Consider the following 13,732-nt stretch of genomic DNA (forward strand, 5'->3'; position numbering starts at 1 on the left):
GGATTACCTCAAAATCATATTAAGGAGAATTATCATGAGCTTTATGTTGGCGCTTCCAAAAATCAGCCTGCACGGCGCGGGCGCAATCGGCGATATGGTCAACCTGGTGGCGAGCAAGCAGTGGGGAAAGGCGCTGGTTGTCACCGACGGTCAGCTGGTAAAACTCGGCCTGCTCGACAGCCTGTTTAACGCGCTGGATGCCCATCAGATGTCGTATCACCTGTTCGATGAGGTGTTCCCGAACCCGACGGAGGCGCTGGTGCAGAAAGGCTATGCGGCATATCAGGACGCGGAGTGTGATTACGTGATTGCCTTCGGCGGCGGCAGCCCGATTGATACCGCCAAGGCGATCAAAATCCTCACCGCCAATCCCGGTCCGTCAACCGATTACTCCGGCGTCGGTAAAGTGAAAAACGCGGGCGTGCCGCTGGTGGCGATCAACACCACCGCAGGCACGGCGGCGGAGATGACCAGCAACGCGGTGATCATCGACTCCGCGCGGCAGGTGAAAGAGGTGATCATCGATCCGAACATCATCCCGGATATCGCCGTGGACGATGCCAGCGTGATGCTCGATATTCCCGCCTCCGTGACCGCCGCAACCGGCATGGATGCGTTGACTCATGCGATTGAAGCCTACGTGTCCGTCGGCGCGCACCCGCTCACTGATGCCAACGCGCTGGAAGCGATTCACCTGATCAACCTGTGGCTGCCGAAAGCGGTCGAGGACGGTCATCACCTTGAAGCGCGTGAGCAGATGGCGTTTGGTCAGTATCTGGCGGGCATGGCGTTTAACAGTGCGGGCCTTGGCCTTGTGCATGCTTTGGCGCACCAGCCGGGCGCGACGCACAACCTGCCGCACGGCGTATGCAACGCCATCCTGCTGCCGATCATCGAAAACTTTAACCGTCCGCACGCGGTCGCACGTTTCGCCCGCGTGGCGCAGGCGATGGGCGTCGATACGCAGGGGATGAGAGACGAAGCCGCCAGCATGTCGGCCATTCAGGCGATTCGCGACCTGAGCGCTCGCGTCGGTATTCCGTCTGGCTTCAGTCAGCTCGGCGTGACCAAAGCGGACATCGAAGGCTGGCTGGATAAAGCCCTCGCCGACCCGTGCGCGCCGTGCAACCCGCGCACCGCCAGCCGCGATGAGGTCCGCGAGCTGTACCTGGAGGCACTATGATCCGCAAAGCCTTTGTGATGCAGGTAAACCCGGACGCGCACGAGGAGTACGCGCGCCGCCACAACCCTATCTGGCCCGAGCTGGAAGCGGTGCTGAAAGCCCACGGCGCGCACCACTACGCCATCTATCTCGACAAAGCCCGCAACCTGCTGTTTGCAACCGTGGAGATTGAATCGGAGGAGCGCTGGAACGCGGTAGCGAATACCGACGTCTGCCAGCGCTGGTGGAAGCATATGGGTGACGTTATGCCGTCTAACCCGGATAACAGCCCGGTGAGTGCGGAGCTGGAAGAGGTGTTTTACCTGGACTGATGTGTTAACGCTGCTGCCCCCGAGGCGGCAGCAATCTCCCGCCTGCCACTCAGCGTAAACGCCGACACCACCGTGATCGCCAGCACGAAGCAGCCCAGTATCAGGTACGTCTCCTGGAAGCCAATCCGGTCATACATATTCCCAGCAAAGGCGGAGAGAAAAATCGCCGCCGACTGTTTGGCAAACTGGAAGCCAATCAGGTAGATGGTGGCCGAAAGCCGCGTATCAAACACGCCGGTGATGTACTTGAATGCGCCCACCAGCAGGAACGGGACCTCCAGCGCGTGCAGCATTTTGAGGGCAATCACCTCCACGGCGGTGGTGGCGAACGACGAGCCGATAATGCGCGTCGCCATAATCACCCCGGCGATCAGCAGCGTGTTTTTCGCGCCGATGCGGTTAATGATCCACGGCGAGCAGAACATGATGATGGCGTTACAGATTTCCCCCGCCGTGGTGGCAAAGCCAAAGGCGCGGGTGCCTTCCTGCGGCGTAGCGAAGAAGGTTTTAAAGAAGGTGGCAAACTGCTGGTCAAAAACGTCATACACGCAGGCCACGCCAATCACGTACAGAATGAACATCCACATTCTGCGCTGGCGGAACAGGTTGAACACGGTTTTGGCAGTGATCTGCGGCTGGTTTGCGCCCAGGGCGTTCATTACCTGCGCCGTCTGGTTGGGCTTCGGCTTCGCAACGACCAGCAGCAGCATCAGCAACAGCGCTGCTCCCGAGCCCATCCAGAAAACGTACGACGGATCGATGCCAAAAAGGATGCCGCCCGTTGAGGCGCACAGCCCCCAGCCGAGACAGCCGAACATGCGCGCCTTACCGTATTCGAAGAAGCTGTTGCGGCTCACGCGCTCGATGTAGGCCTCAATTGCCCCCGATCCCGCCGAGAAGACAAAGCCGATATACAGCCCGCCGCTCAGCGCGCCCAGCCAGATATTGGTTTTCAGCAGCGGCGCGAAGACGTACAGGAAGAACGGCGCGAACAGAAACAGCAGCACCGCGATGATCCACAGCAGGTGTTTTTTCAGCCCAAGCTTGTCCGAAATCACCCCCAGCACCGGCTGGAAGGCGATGGCCGACAGCGAGATGCAGGAGAAGACAATCCCGGTATGGGTTTTATTCAGGCCGATGATGTCCGACAGCCAGATCGGCAGGAACGGAAAGCAGGTGGCCATGATGAAGAAGTAGAGAAAGAAGAACAGCCCGAAGATCCAGAAGTTAGGGTTGTCTTTGTGGGTACAGGTTGTTGTGTTCATTATTTTTATCCTCAACGGAGGGCCGGCTGCCCGGCCCTTCAACCTTACACGCGTTCGACGCCAATCAAAATGGCGCTCTCCGGGTCCAGAATCGGCAGCGCAATACCCGCCTGCATCAGCCACTCGCCGCTCACCGTTTGCGGCGCTTCCATCCACGAAGGCAGCTTGCGCATGGTGTGTCCACCCTCACCCGTAATCTGGATGTTCGGGTGATCGAGCAGCGTGATGCGGTACTGCGCGCTGGCGTCTAACCCCGGCATGCGCAGCGGCATCATCAGGGTGTAATCCGGCATCGCAAGCTGGCTGACCATAAACAGCCCCTGCGCTTTGTCTTTGCTCACAATACCCTGTGCCAGGGTGGTAGCGTCCGGCATATCAATACGCCACTGGGTACCATGGTGGATCACCTCGCGCCACTGTTTGTGCAGCGCGGCGTAGTGCCGATAGCCTTCGCGTTCATCTTCATCGACGGTAAGCGGATCCAGCTCCAACCCCATATGGCCAAACAGGGCCGTCAGCCCGCGAAACTGGATGCTATGCTGGCGGAAGGTGGCGTGGCATTTATGATGACCGATATGCGCGCCCATCACCTCCGGCGGGAAGAAGTAGCTCATGCCGCGCTGGATGGTGCTGCGCTCCAGGGCGTCGTTGTTGTCGGACGCCCAGAAGCGGTGGCTGCGGGTCAGCACTTCGTAATCAATACGCCCGCCACCCGACGAGCAGGATTCAAACTCAATGTGCGGGAAGCGCTCACCCAGCACGTCCAGCAGGCGGTAAAACTGGCGGGTCTGCGCGTCGGCGGCGGCTTTACCCTTGTGTCCCGGCTGCACCAGCTCGCGGTTCATGTCCCACTTCACGTAGTCGACCGCGTGCTCGCCCAGCAGCCAGCTCATGCGCTCCACGAGGTAGTCAAAGGCTTCCGGGATGTTCAGGTTGAGCACCAGCTGATGACGCCCGGTCGCCTGGGCGTAGCCCGGCAGCGCCAGCACCCAGTCAGGGTGCGCGCGGTACAGATCGGAGTCCGGGTTGATCATCTCGGGCTCAACCCAGATGCCAAACTCCATGCCGAGCCGTTTGACGTGGTCGATCACCGGCGTCAGGCCGTTCGGGTATTTTTTTTCGTCCAGATACCAGTCGCCCAGCGCGGCATGGTCGTCGTTGCGGCCTTTGAACCAGCCGTCGTCGATAATAAAGCGTTCCACCCCAAGCGCCGCGGCCTCGTCGGCCATGCGCATGATGTAGTCCGGGTCGTGATTGAAGTAGATCCCTTCCCAGGTATTGAGGTGCACCGGGCGCGGTTTGTCGTCCGGGAAGCGGATAACGTTGTCGCGCAGGTAGCGGTGGAACTGCTGGCTCATGCCGTTCAGGCCCCGCGTGGAGTAGCTGGCATACAGGCGCGGCGTCCAAAGCGTGTCTCCCTCTTCAACCGCCATCTCTCCCGGCAGGTAGAGCGCTTCGGCCTGAAGGTAGCGACGACCATCGGTTTTCGCTTCCGCGCGCAGGCGATGGTTGCCGCTCCAGCCCAGATGCACGCCCCAGACGTCGCCCTGCATTTCGCTAAACGACGACGTACCGGCAATCAGCGCCGGGAAGTGCTCGTGGGAGGTTTTACCCCGGCGGTTTTCAATCACGAAGCTGTCATGTTCAAGCCTGACGCGGTGCGGCTGAAATTCTCTGATCCAGCGTCCGTGGAAGGCCATCACCTCCTGCGCGCGCTCAGCCACCGGCAGCGTGACGGCGAAACGGTCCACCTGCCACGGCAGCGCTTTCAGATTGGTCAGGCCGTGACGCACGACCAGCACACCGCTGGCGTCCAGCGCCAGCTCGCTGGTCAGGCGCAGACCCGCATGTTCATCTTCAGCGGTAATCGTCAGGGTGTTTAACGCCTGCTGCACCTGCGTAGTTTTGAACACCGGGGAGCCGTCCAGCCCCTGACGATGCCCCTCAATGCCCGGCGAGCCAAACAGGCCGTGCCCCAGCTCCGCCATCAGCGTGACCGGGGAGTCGACATCCAGCCTGCCGTTCGCGACCGGGCGCGCAATGCTCAGCACATCGTGTGGCGAAAAGTGCTGAAGGTGCGGCCCCCAGTAGAGAATTTCGGCGAACGGGTGGGTTTTAACCACCACGTCTACCGTATTGCTTTCGAGTCGAAAAATGGAATCTTGCATCAGACATCTCCTGTCGTCGGGATGTCCTGAGTGTTGATCCGAAACGTTTCGGATACAAACCAAAACGTTTCGGTTCTGTGATCGGGTTTGGAATTTTAGTGGGTTTAGGCCGTCTGGCCCGGAGAGAATTCAGGCTGCCAGAGCACCTGAAGCTGCTCGATATCGTCGCCGTTAATCAGTTGGCGCACCATATTGGCAATCTGTTTTCCGACGCCCTGACGGGTGGACTGAATGACTGACGCTACGTCGATATCGACAATGCTGTCCTGCGGCAGGCCGTCGTAGACCACCAGCGAGACGGGGTTGTCGCCGGATAAGCGCCCCATCTGCGCCAGCGCCATCGCCGCGCCGTCGCCGTGGGTATTGCAGTCGGTAATGATGGCCGTGGGCGGCTGCGGCAGAGCGAGAAGCTCTTTGGTGGTGGCATACCCCACGCGGCGCGACGGCGGCATGGCGCGCAGCCATTCGCTGGAAAGCCCGGCTTCTCGCAGGGCATCGAGAAAGCCCTGACGACGCTGGGTAATAAACGCCTGATTGTTGCTTTCACCCAGCAGCGCGATGCGCTGATGGCCTTTCTCGATCAGCCAGCGGGTAGCCTGATGCGTACCGGCGTAGTTGTCGAAGTCAAACCACGCGTACGGCTGCGGGAGGTGGCTGCGCCCGAGCGCCAGGAAAGGAAAACCGGCGGCCTGAAGCTGCTCAAGACGGGGATCGTGGTCCAGCGTGTGCGCTACGATCAGCGCATCCACGCGGCGGCTCTGCACCATGCGCATGTAGCTGTGCTTATCGGCCAAATCATCATCGGCAATCAGCAGTAAATCGATCTCATGTCGCGCCAGTTCGTGGCTAATTTCGCCGACCATGTCCATAAAAACGCTATTATTGAGCGGAACGGGATGCACGGGGAACACCAGCCCGACGGCGTCGATTTTGCCCATCTTGAGGCGGCGGGCGAAGGTGTTAGGTCGGTAGCCACGGCGCTGAGCCTCTGCTTCCACGCGAGCGCGCGTCTCGGCGGAGACGTCGTCATATCCGTTGAGTGCGCGGCTGACGGTGGTGACTGACAGCCCCAGTTCTTTGGCAATGGCTTTAAGCGACATGAGTTTCCGTATCTCTGTTAGTTCTGTTCCGCCACCAGCAGCGCGTGCGTATCTGGCTCCAGCGCCTTAAAGATATGCGGCAGATCGGCGGGATAACAGATGTAATCCCCCGGGCCGAGTTCTTCCGCTGCGTCGATCAGGCCGACTAACGCGCGCCCCTGCGTCACAATAATATGTTCAACGGACCCCGGCGGATGCGGCTGGGATATACGATCTGCGCCCGGCTGGGTGAGCAGCAGATAGATGTCGCGCCGCGCGCCCGGCGGACACGCCGCCAGCAAAATAGCTTCATAGTTAGCCTGCCCGGCAACGACCTTCGTTCCCTCTCCACGGCGGATGACCTGTGTTGTCGTCTGCTGTGGTTCCAGCAGGCGGGCGAAAGGGATATCCAGCGCCACGCAAAGCGACCACAGCGTCTCCAGGCTCGGGTTACCGTTACCGGACTCCAGTTGGGAAAGCGTGGATTTGGCGATCCCGGCACGACGGGCAATTTCCGCCAGTGAAAGCCCGGTTCGCAGGCGTTCTCGCACCAGGCTTTTAGCGATCACGCTGATTGGCTGCGTCATAAAACGGCCCTTTTTGTTCTATAAATCGAACGAATCGTTCGCCTTGAAAAACACCTCTGTTGCGTTCATTATAATGGATACACGTTCGATATGGCTAAAATTGTATGAAGCATCATCTCTCCTGCCTGAAAGGCGACACGATCAAAGCAATCATCCTGGTTTGCCTCGCGGTGGGCGTAGTCGGGATGTCCTACGGCTCGCTGGCGATGGCCTACGGTTTCCCGCTGTGGGTGCCGTTTGTGCTCTCCCTTACCGTGCTGGCGGGCGCATCGGAATTTATGTTTATCGGCATCGTGGCGAGCGGTGGGAACCCGCTAGCCGCAGCTGCAGCCGGATTACTGGTGAACGCCCGCCACGTGCCGTTTGGCGTGACGGTGCGGGAACTGGTGGGCAAGCGCGGCCTGAGCTTTTTGGGCTGCCACATCATGAACGATGAAAGCGTAGTGTTCGGCCTGTCGCAGAAAACCCCAGAACAGCGTAAAGCGGCCTACTGGCTGTGCGGTTTGGGCGTGGCAATCATCTGGCCGCTGGGCGCGCTGCTGGGTGCCATGGTCGGCAAACTGCTGCCAGACCCAGAAACCATTGGGCTGGATGCGGTATTTCCCGCCATTTTGCTGGCGTTAGTGGTGCCTGCGTTTAAAAACCGCACCACGCTAATCCGCGCCTGCAGCGGTGCCGTATTGTCGCTGGCCGCCGTGCCGTTTGCCCCGGTGGGCCTGCCGGTGCTGCTCTCCTTACTGGGCCTTGCCGCGAGGAAAAAATAATGGAAAACATGACGGTCTTTATTCTCGGCATCGCGATCCTGTCTGCGGGAACGTATTTGATGCGCCTCGGCGGGGCAAAACTGGGCAGCAGGCTGGCATTGTCAGAGCGTTCACAGGCGCTGCTGTCAGATGCGGCAACGGTATTGTTGTTTTCGGTGGCGCTGGCAACCACATTTTATGAAGGCGAACATTTCGCCGGGATGGCGCGGGTGCTGGGCGTGGCGTTTGCGGTGTTTTTGGCCTGGCGGAAGATGCCGTTAATTGTGGTGATCGTTGCGGCTGCGGTAGTGACGGCGCTGCTGCGTCTGGCGGGCGTAAACTAAAAAAGCGCCCCGGAGGCGCTCTTTCGACGGTGTGACACGCTTATTTGGTCAGTTCAGCGGTCATGTGTACGCGGTTACCGCTGAATGCCTGGGTAATTTTGTACGATGATGCACCTGCTTCCTGAGCCTGTGCAGCAATTTTGGCTTCTGCACCGTCCAGCGTAGAGGCGGAAGCGGTTACTGTCTGCGCAGCGAAAGAACCGAAAGAAGCAGCCAGAGCGATTACAGCGACAAAAGTTTTGATGCTTTTCATGAGATAAACCCTTTCATTAAGTTGTTTAGGTAAGGCACCGTGCCTTGATGAGATAAATACTAGACCTCATACCATTCAACTAAAAGCGGAAGGATTTGCTATTATTATTCAAAATTACTGAACATGAAATAACCGTCATGCATTGCGCTGATATTCATTTACTGATGTCCTGAACGTCAGCCTTTTTCAGGGAGAACGCGGGTGAAAAGCAGAAAACAACCTTCATTCCTCATCAGACACAGTACCGCTGTCCATTTTATCGCTTATGCGGGCGCCATTTTTGTCATGACGCCCTTTAACAGTAAAGCGATGCCCGTATTCGTATGGATGGCCATGATGATTGCCTGCGCAATCATCATTTCCTCATGTATAAAACCCCTCACTCTGCTGCAACTGTCCCGAATGGAATGGGATGAATACAAAAAAATAGCGGGCTCGACGCTGATGTCTTCGCTGCTTTTTTTAGCATCGTGCGTGGCATTTAAATATTTCGCCGGAAATGGCCTGCAGCTGCCCGTCACGCTCGCTATCGGGACGGTGGGATTTATCTATTATTCCATCACTCTCTATCTGGACGCCGTGGATGATGACAGAAAGAAAATTGCGAAAAAGGCCTTCACCCTTGCGCGCGGTTTATGGCTGATTATCTCCTTCATCTGCTACATACTGGCGCGAAAGATCTTTATGGACGTCACGGATGTCACCTATGAGGCGACGTTCAATAAAATTACGTCGTTTGGATTCTTTTTAATTTTCTGCACCTTATTTTTTTCAATGGTATTTCTGTTATTCACGATGGTACTGCCCTTGTTGCAGAATTCATCGATGCAGTTCAACGTCCTTGCAGTTTCTGCCCCGCTTTTCTGCGCTGGCTATATCTTCTTTATTGCTTATAACGTCAATACCAGTCGGGTGCTTGAATACGTCCTCAATGTGACAATCGATTACGACACTCGGGATACGTTTTACTGCAACAATGAATATCGGATCCTCAACGACTATCCCAATGCGCGCTTTATGATGATGGGCGAGGGTAATTACCGCGTGTTTACGCCGAAAAAGCAGGATTACGGTATCTGGCGGCTGACGTGTAAAAACGTCGCGCCTTTTTATTCCCTTGTAGAGGTTCAGGATAGAAAAGATGTTGTTAAGCGAGAGACAAAGTAAAAAAGCGCCCCGGGGGCGCTCTTTCGACGGTGTGACACGCTTATTTGGTCAGTTCAGCGGTCATGTGTACGCGGTTACCGCTGAATGCCTGGGTAATTTTGTACGATGATGCACCTGCTTCCTGAGCCTGTGCAGCAATTTTGGCTTCTGCACCGTCCAGCGTAGAGGCGGAAGCGGTTACTGTCTGCGCAGCGAAGGAACCGAAAGAAGCAGTCAGAGCGATTACAGCGACAAAAGCTTTGATGCTTTTCATGAGATAAACCCTTTCATTAAGTTGTTTAGGTAAGGCACCGTGCCTTGATGAGATAAATACTAGACCTCATACCATTCAACTAAAAGCGGAAGGATTTGCTATTCTCTTTCAAAATTACTGATTAACAATTAGTCGCTGTGAGTGCGTGTAAATCGTCGCCCTTCCAGGCTTGCAGAACCCTACCAGCGTCAGGTTACAGCGTTCTGCCACTTCTACCGCCAGCGTCGTTGCCGCTGAGACCGCAAACAGAATTTCCACGCCGCACATGGCGGCTTTCTGCACCATCTCGTAGCTGGCGCGGCTGGAAACGAGCGCTGCTCCCTGCTGCCAGACGTCATTTTCACGCGCGCGGCGACCGAGCAACTTATCCAGCGCCACGTGGCGGCCCACGTCTTCGTGACCACCGATAATGTCGCCCGATGGCAGAACCCACGCCGCCGCGTGCGTACAGCCGCTCAGCTGACCGATGGGCTGTACATGGTTGAGGTGTTCCAGTGCCTTATCGAGGTTGGCGAGGTTAAACGTCTGGGTAAACGGCAGTGGCGTAACGGGCTTGCCGATATCGTTGAGCTGCTCAACACCACACACGCCGCAGCCGGTGCGTCCGGCCAGCGCGCGCCGACGCTCTTTTAATCCCATAAAGCGGCGGCTGGAAAGCTCGATTTGCACTTCAAGGCCGTTACACGCCTTCACCACGTCCATGCCGTAGATCTCCTGCGGATGGTCGATGATGCCTTCCGAGAGGGAAAAACCGATGGCGAACAGCTCAAGATCTTTCGGCGAAGCCATCATCACCACGTGCGAGATACCGTTGTAAACGAGCGCAACGGGCACCTCTTCCGCCAGAAAATCGGGTGTGGCATGGGTAATGTGGGGCGGTCTGTGTACCACCCGTTCCACAACGCCCGCAGGCAGTGGTGACGGGTGGGTAGCACGGTTTTGTTTAGACACGACGGTATTCCTGAACAACCACGGAGGTGAGCCTGCTATTGCATCACAAACAACAGGGCTTACGCATAGTATGGATCAACTTTTCAGCATCAAGTTTACCTACTCACTTGTGAGAGGTGCAACAAAACGCATGCTACACCCCTTTAACATGCGGGGTTAATAATGTGATTGATATCACACTTTATAGTCAACAGGGTGATAATACGTTCACTTTGTTTTAACGCCATTGGAACAGTCGTACCGACATTGTGGTATTCTGATGATATCCCTCGTGGAATTGAGGGATTAACGCAAATTTTTCTCCTTTGCGGTCAATTCTCAACCGCGAAGTTAAAACTACATATGTAAGCAATGTCGAAACAAGGAGTGACCCATGCAGGTCAGCAGAAGGCAGTTCTTTAAGATCTGCGCTGGCGGTATGGCAGGCACCACGGCAGCGGCACTGGGCTTTGCGCCCGGCGTAGCGCTGGCGGAAACGCGGCAGTATAAACTGCTGCGCACCCGTGAAACCCGTAATACCTGTACGTACTGCTCTGTCGGTTGCGGGCTGTTGATGTATAGCCTCGGCGACGGTGCTAAAAACGCCAAAGCGTCTATTTTCCATATCGAAGGCGACCCGGATCATCCGGTCAACCGCGGCGCATTGTGCCCCAAAGGGGCCGGCCTGGTGGACTTTATCCACTCCGAAAGCCGCCTCAAATTCCCAGAATACCGCGCGCCTGGCTCCGACAAATGGCAGCAAATCAGCTGGGAAGAGGCGTTCGACCGCATCGCAAAACATATTAAAGAAGACCGCGATGCCAACTTTGTTGAGAAGAACGCCGACGGCGTCACGGTCAACCGCTGGCTCTCCACCGGGATGCTGTGTGCCTCTGCTTCCAGCAACGAAACCGGTTATTTAACCCAGAAATTTACGCGCGCACTCGGTATGCTCGCGGTCGACAACCAGGCGCGTGTCTGACACGGACCAACGGTAGCAAGTCTTGCTCCAACATTTGGTCGCGGTGCGATGACCAACCACTGGGTCGACATCAAGAACGCCAACCTCATTGTGGTGATGGGCGGTAACGCCGCTGAAGCGCACCCTGTCGGGTTCCGCTGGGCGATGGAAGCCAAAATCCACAACGGTGCGAAACTGATTGTGATCGATCCCCGCTTTACGCGTACTGCGTCAGTGGCGGATTTCTACACCCCTATTCGTTCAGGTACTGACATCACTTTCCTGTCAGGCGTATTGCTGTACCTGATGACCAACGAAAAATATAACCGCGAATACACCGAAGCCTATACCAACGCCAGCCTGATCGTGCGTGAGGATTACCACTTCGAAGATGGCCTGTTCAGCGGTTACGACGCCGAGAAACGCAAATACGACAAAACCAGCTGGAACTACGAGCTGGACGAGAAAGGCTTTGCGAAGCGCGACACCACCCTGCAACACCCGCGCTGCGTGTGGAACCTGCTGAAAGAGCACGTTTCCCGCTACACGCCGGAGGTTGTCGAAAACATCTGCGGTACGCCGAAGGCGGACTTCCTGAAGGTGTGCGAGCTTATCGCCGAGACCAGCGCGAAAGACAAAACCGCGTCGTTCCTGTATGCCCTCGGCTGGACGCAGCACTCCATCGGTGCACAGAACATCCGTACCATGGCGATGGTTCAGCTCCTGCTCGGCAACATGGGGATGGCAGGCGGCGGCGTGAACGCCCTGCGCGGTCACTCCAACATTCAGGGTCTGACCGACCTCGGCCTGCTGTCTCAAAGCCTGCCGGGTTACATGAACCTGCCAAGCGAGAAACAGACCGACCTGCAAACCTACCTGACGGCCAGCACGCCTAAACCGCTGCTCGAAGGCCAGGTAAACTACTGGGGCAACTATCCGAAGTTCTTCGTCTCAATGATGAAAGCCTTCTTCGGCGACAAAGCGACGGCTGAAAACAGCTGGGGCTTTGACTGGCTGCCGAAGTGGGACAAAGGGTACGACGTTCTGCAGTATTTCGAGATGATGCACCAGGGCAAAGTGAACGGCTATCTGTGCCAGGGCTTTAACCCGGTTGCCTCGTTCCCGAACAAGAACAAGGTTGTTGAGTCCCTGTCGAAGCTGAAGTTCCTGGTGACGATTGACCCGCTCAATACCGAGACCTCGACCTTCTGGCAGAACCACGGTGAATCGAACGACGTCGATCCATCGAAGATTCAGACCGAAGTGTTCCGTCTGCCATCGACCTGCTTCGCGGAAGAGAACGGTTCTATCGTCAACTCCGGACGCTGGCTGCAGTGGCACTGGAAAGGCGCGGACGCCCCGGGCATCGCCATGAACGACGGCGAGATCCTGGCCGGTATCTTCTTACGCCTGCGTAAGATGTATGCGGCAGAAGGCGGCGCGAACCCGGAACCGGTGCTGAACATGAGCTGGAACTACTCGACGCCGGAAAACCCTGCGCCAGAAGAAGTGGCGATGGAGAGCAACGGTAAGGCGCTGGCGGACGTTATCGACCCGGCCACCGGTACCGTGCTGGCGAAGAAAGGCGATCAGCTCAGCACCTTCGCACACCTGCGCGATGACGGCACAACCTCCAGCGGTTGCTGGATCTTTGCCGGTAGCTGGACGCCGAAAGGCAACCAGATGGCCAACCGCGATAACGCCGACCCGTCGGGCCTCGGCAATACGCTGGGCTGGGCATGGGCGTGGCCGCTCAACCGCCGCATCCTCTATAACCGCGCATCCGCTGACCCGCAGGGTAACCCGTGGGATCCGAAGCGTCAGCTTCTGAAGTGGGACGGCGCGAAATGGGGCGGCGTGGATATTCCGGACTACAGCACTGCCGCACCGGGCAGCGATGTTGGGCCGTTTATCATGCAGCCAGAAGGGATGGGACGCCTGTTTGCTATCGATAAGATGGCGGAAGGTCCGTTCCCGGAACACTATGAGCCGTTTGAGACGCCGCTGGGCACCAACCCGCTGCACCCGAACGTGGTCTCTAACCCGGCAGCCCGTATCTTTAAGGGCGATTTCGACGCGCTGGGTAAAAAAGACAAGTTCCCGTACGTGGGCACCACCTACCGTCTGACCGAGCACTTCCACTACTGGACCAAGCACGCGTTGCTTAACGCCATCGCGCAGCCGGAACAGTTTGTGGAGATCGGCGAGAAGCTGGCGGGCAAGCTCGGCATCGCCCATGGCGATACCGTGAAGGTCTCCTCTAACCGCGGCTATATCAAAGCCAAGGCGGTGGTGACCAAGCGTATTCGCACGCTGAACGTTCACGGTCAGCAGGTAGATACCATCGGTATTCCGATCCACTGGGGCTATGAGGGCGTGGCGAAGAAAGGGTTCATTGCGAACACCCTGACGCCGTTCGTCGGCGATGCGAACACGCAGACGCCGGAGTTTAAGGCCTTCCTCGTGAACGTGGAAAAGGTGTAACGGA

Annotated in this window: 13 protein-coding genes; 6 read left to right on the forward strand and 7 right to left on the reverse strand. The window is 57.3% G+C overall.

All coding sequences use genetic code 11. The annotated features are described in order from the left end of the window. Window positions 1-34: 34 nt before the first annotated feature. Both fucO and rhaM read left to right on the forward strand, forming a co-directional pair. Entirely contained in the window at window positions 35-1,183 is a 1,149-nt protein-coding gene (gene fucO / locus KW829_RS22090) for a lactaldehyde reductase (protein ID WP_218309097.1), read from the forward strand. Next, window positions 1,180-1,494, forward strand: coding sequence for an L-rhamnose mutarotase (gene rhaM / locus KW829_RS22095; RefSeq protein ID WP_003861978.1), 315 nt, complete (start codon window positions 1,180-1,182; stop codon window positions 1,492-1,494). The genes fucO and rhaM overlap by 4 nt, the downstream gene beginning before the upstream one ends. On the opposite strand, the gene KW829_RS22100 is transcribed toward rhaM, so the two are convergent. The 4 genes from KW829_RS22100 to KW829_RS22115 form a co-directional block, all read right to left on the reverse strand. After that, the gene (locus tag KW829_RS22100) at window positions 1,482-2,759 is read right to left on the reverse strand and encodes an MFS transporter (protein ID WP_010436876.1); all 1,278 of its coding nucleotides are present in this window, start codon (window positions 2,757-2,759) and stop codon (window positions 1,482-1,484) included. The genes rhaM and KW829_RS22100 overlap by 13 nt on opposite strands. Before the next feature lie 44 nt (window positions 2,760-2,803). Continuing rightward, window positions 2,804-4,927, reverse strand: a complete 2,124-nt coding sequence (locus tag KW829_RS22105) for an alpha-galactosidase (RefSeq protein ID WP_218309098.1) — start codon at window positions 4,925-4,927, stop codon at window positions 2,804-2,806. 104 nt (window positions 4,928-5,031) lie between these two features. Then, window positions 5,032-6,027: a LacI family DNA-binding transcriptional regulator gene (locus KW829_RS22110; RefSeq protein ID WP_218309099.1), complete on the reverse strand. Its 996-nt coding sequence runs from the start codon at window positions 6,025-6,027 to the stop codon at window positions 5,032-5,034. Between the two features lie 17 nt (window positions 6,028-6,044). Next, window positions 6,045-6,593 carry a helix-turn-helix domain-containing protein gene (locus KW829_RS22115; RefSeq protein WP_010436871.1) on the reverse strand — a complete coding sequence of 183 codons (549 nt, stop codon included), beginning with the start codon at window positions 6,591-6,593 and terminating at the stop codon, window positions 6,045-6,047. 104 nt (window positions 6,594-6,697) lie between these two features. Between KW829_RS22115 and KW829_RS22120 the strand changes: the two genes are divergently transcribed. Together KW829_RS22120 and KW829_RS22125 are read left to right on the forward strand one after the other, a co-directional pair. Continuing rightward, a complete protein-coding gene (locus KW829_RS22120) occupies window positions 6,698-7,357 on the forward strand; it encodes an AzlC family ABC transporter permease (protein ID WP_010436869.1) in 660 nt (219 codons plus the stop codon). Continuing rightward, on the forward strand, window positions 7,357-7,680 hold the full coding sequence (locus tag KW829_RS22125) for an AzlD domain-containing protein (protein WP_010436867.1): 324 nt from the start codon (window positions 7,357-7,359) through the stop codon (window positions 7,678-7,680). The genes KW829_RS22120 and KW829_RS22125 overlap by 1 nt, the downstream gene beginning before the upstream one ends. Window positions 7,681-7,720: 40 nt before the next feature. Here the strand turns inward: KW829_RS22125 and KW829_RS22130 are convergent, their stop codons facing one another. Then, on the reverse strand, window positions 7,721-7,933 hold the full coding sequence (locus KW829_RS22130; protein WP_010436865.1) for a DUF1471 domain-containing protein: 213 nt from the start codon (window positions 7,931-7,933) through the stop codon (window positions 7,721-7,723). Between the two features lie 201 nt (window positions 7,934-8,134). Between KW829_RS22130 and KW829_RS22135 the strand changes: the two genes are divergently transcribed. After that, a complete protein-coding gene (locus KW829_RS22135; protein WP_237702304.1) occupies window positions 8,135-9,100 on the forward strand; it encodes a hypothetical protein in 966 nt (321 codons plus the stop codon). A 40-nt stretch (window positions 9,101-9,140) separates the two neighbouring features. Here KW829_RS22135 and KW829_RS22140 read toward each other — a convergent pair whose 3' ends face one another. Together KW829_RS22140 and fdhD are read right to left on the reverse strand one after the other, a co-directional pair. Continuing rightward, window positions 9,141-9,353 carry a DUF1471 domain-containing protein gene (locus tag KW829_RS22140; RefSeq protein WP_218309100.1) on the reverse strand — a complete coding sequence of 71 codons (213 nt, stop codon included), beginning with the start codon at window positions 9,351-9,353 and terminating at the stop codon, window positions 9,141-9,143. A 114-nt stretch (window positions 9,354-9,467) separates the two neighbouring features. Next, complete coding sequence (fdhD, locus tag KW829_RS22145; protein ID WP_218309101.1) at window positions 9,468-10,304, reverse strand: formate dehydrogenase accessory sulfurtransferase FdhD; 837 nt, start codon at window positions 10,302-10,304, stop codon at window positions 9,468-9,470. 373 nt (window positions 10,305-10,677) lie between these two features. Between fdhD and fdnG the strand changes: the two genes are divergently transcribed. Continuing rightward, window positions 10,678-13,728 (forward strand): formate dehydrogenase-N subunit alpha, encoded by a 3,051-nt coding sequence (fdnG, locus tag KW829_RS22150; protein ID WP_148400120.1) that lies wholly within the window; start codon window positions 10,678-10,680, stop codon window positions 13,726-13,728. Window positions 13,729-13,732 lie beyond the last annotated feature (4 nt).

Source organism: Enterobacter sp. ENT02 (assembly GCF_019219165.1).
GTDB classification, from domain to species: Bacteria; Pseudomonadota; Gammaproteobacteria; order Enterobacterales; family Enterobacteriaceae; genus Enterobacter; species Enterobacter mori.

What these genes read in the sequence shown, in the direction of transcription:
- rhaM (WP_003861978.1), top strand. Translation starts at nt 1,180, where the DNA reads ATGATCCGCAAAGCCTTTGTGATGCAGGTAAACCCGGACGCGCACGAG.
- KW829_RS22125 (WP_010436867.1), top strand. Translation starts at nt 7,357, where the DNA reads ATGGAAAACATGACGGTCTTTATTCTCGGCATCGCGATCCTGTCTGCG.
- fucO (WP_218309097.1), top strand. Translation starts at nt 35, where the DNA reads ATGAGCTTTATGTTGGCGCTTCCAAAAATCAGCCTGCACGGCGCGGGC.
- KW829_RS22120 (WP_010436869.1), top strand. Translation starts at nt 6,698, where the DNA reads ATGAAGCATCATCTCTCCTGCCTGAAAGGCGACACGATCAAAGCAATC.
- KW829_RS22115 (WP_010436871.1), bottom strand. Translation starts at nt 6,593, where the DNA reads ATGACGCAGCCAATCAGCGTGATCGCTAAAAGCCTGGTGCGAGAACGC.
- KW829_RS22100 (WP_010436876.1), bottom strand. Translation starts at nt 2,759, where the DNA reads ATGAACACAACAACCTGTACCCACAAAGACAACCCTAACTTCTGGATC.
- KW829_RS22105 (WP_218309098.1), bottom strand. Translation starts at nt 4,927, where the DNA reads ATGCAAGATTCCATTTTTCGACTCGAAAGCAATACGGTAGACGTGGTG.
- KW829_RS22130 (WP_010436865.1), bottom strand. Translation starts at nt 7,933, where the DNA reads ATGAAAAGCATCAAAACTTTTGTCGCTGTAATCGCTCTGGCTGCTTCT.
- KW829_RS22110 (WP_218309099.1), bottom strand. Translation starts at nt 6,027, where the DNA reads ATGTCGCTTAAAGCCATTGCCAAAGAACTGGGGCTGTCAGTCACCACC.
- KW829_RS22140 (WP_218309100.1), bottom strand. Translation starts at nt 9,353, where the DNA reads ATGAAAAGCATCAAAGCTTTTGTCGCTGTAATCGCTCTGACTGCTTCT.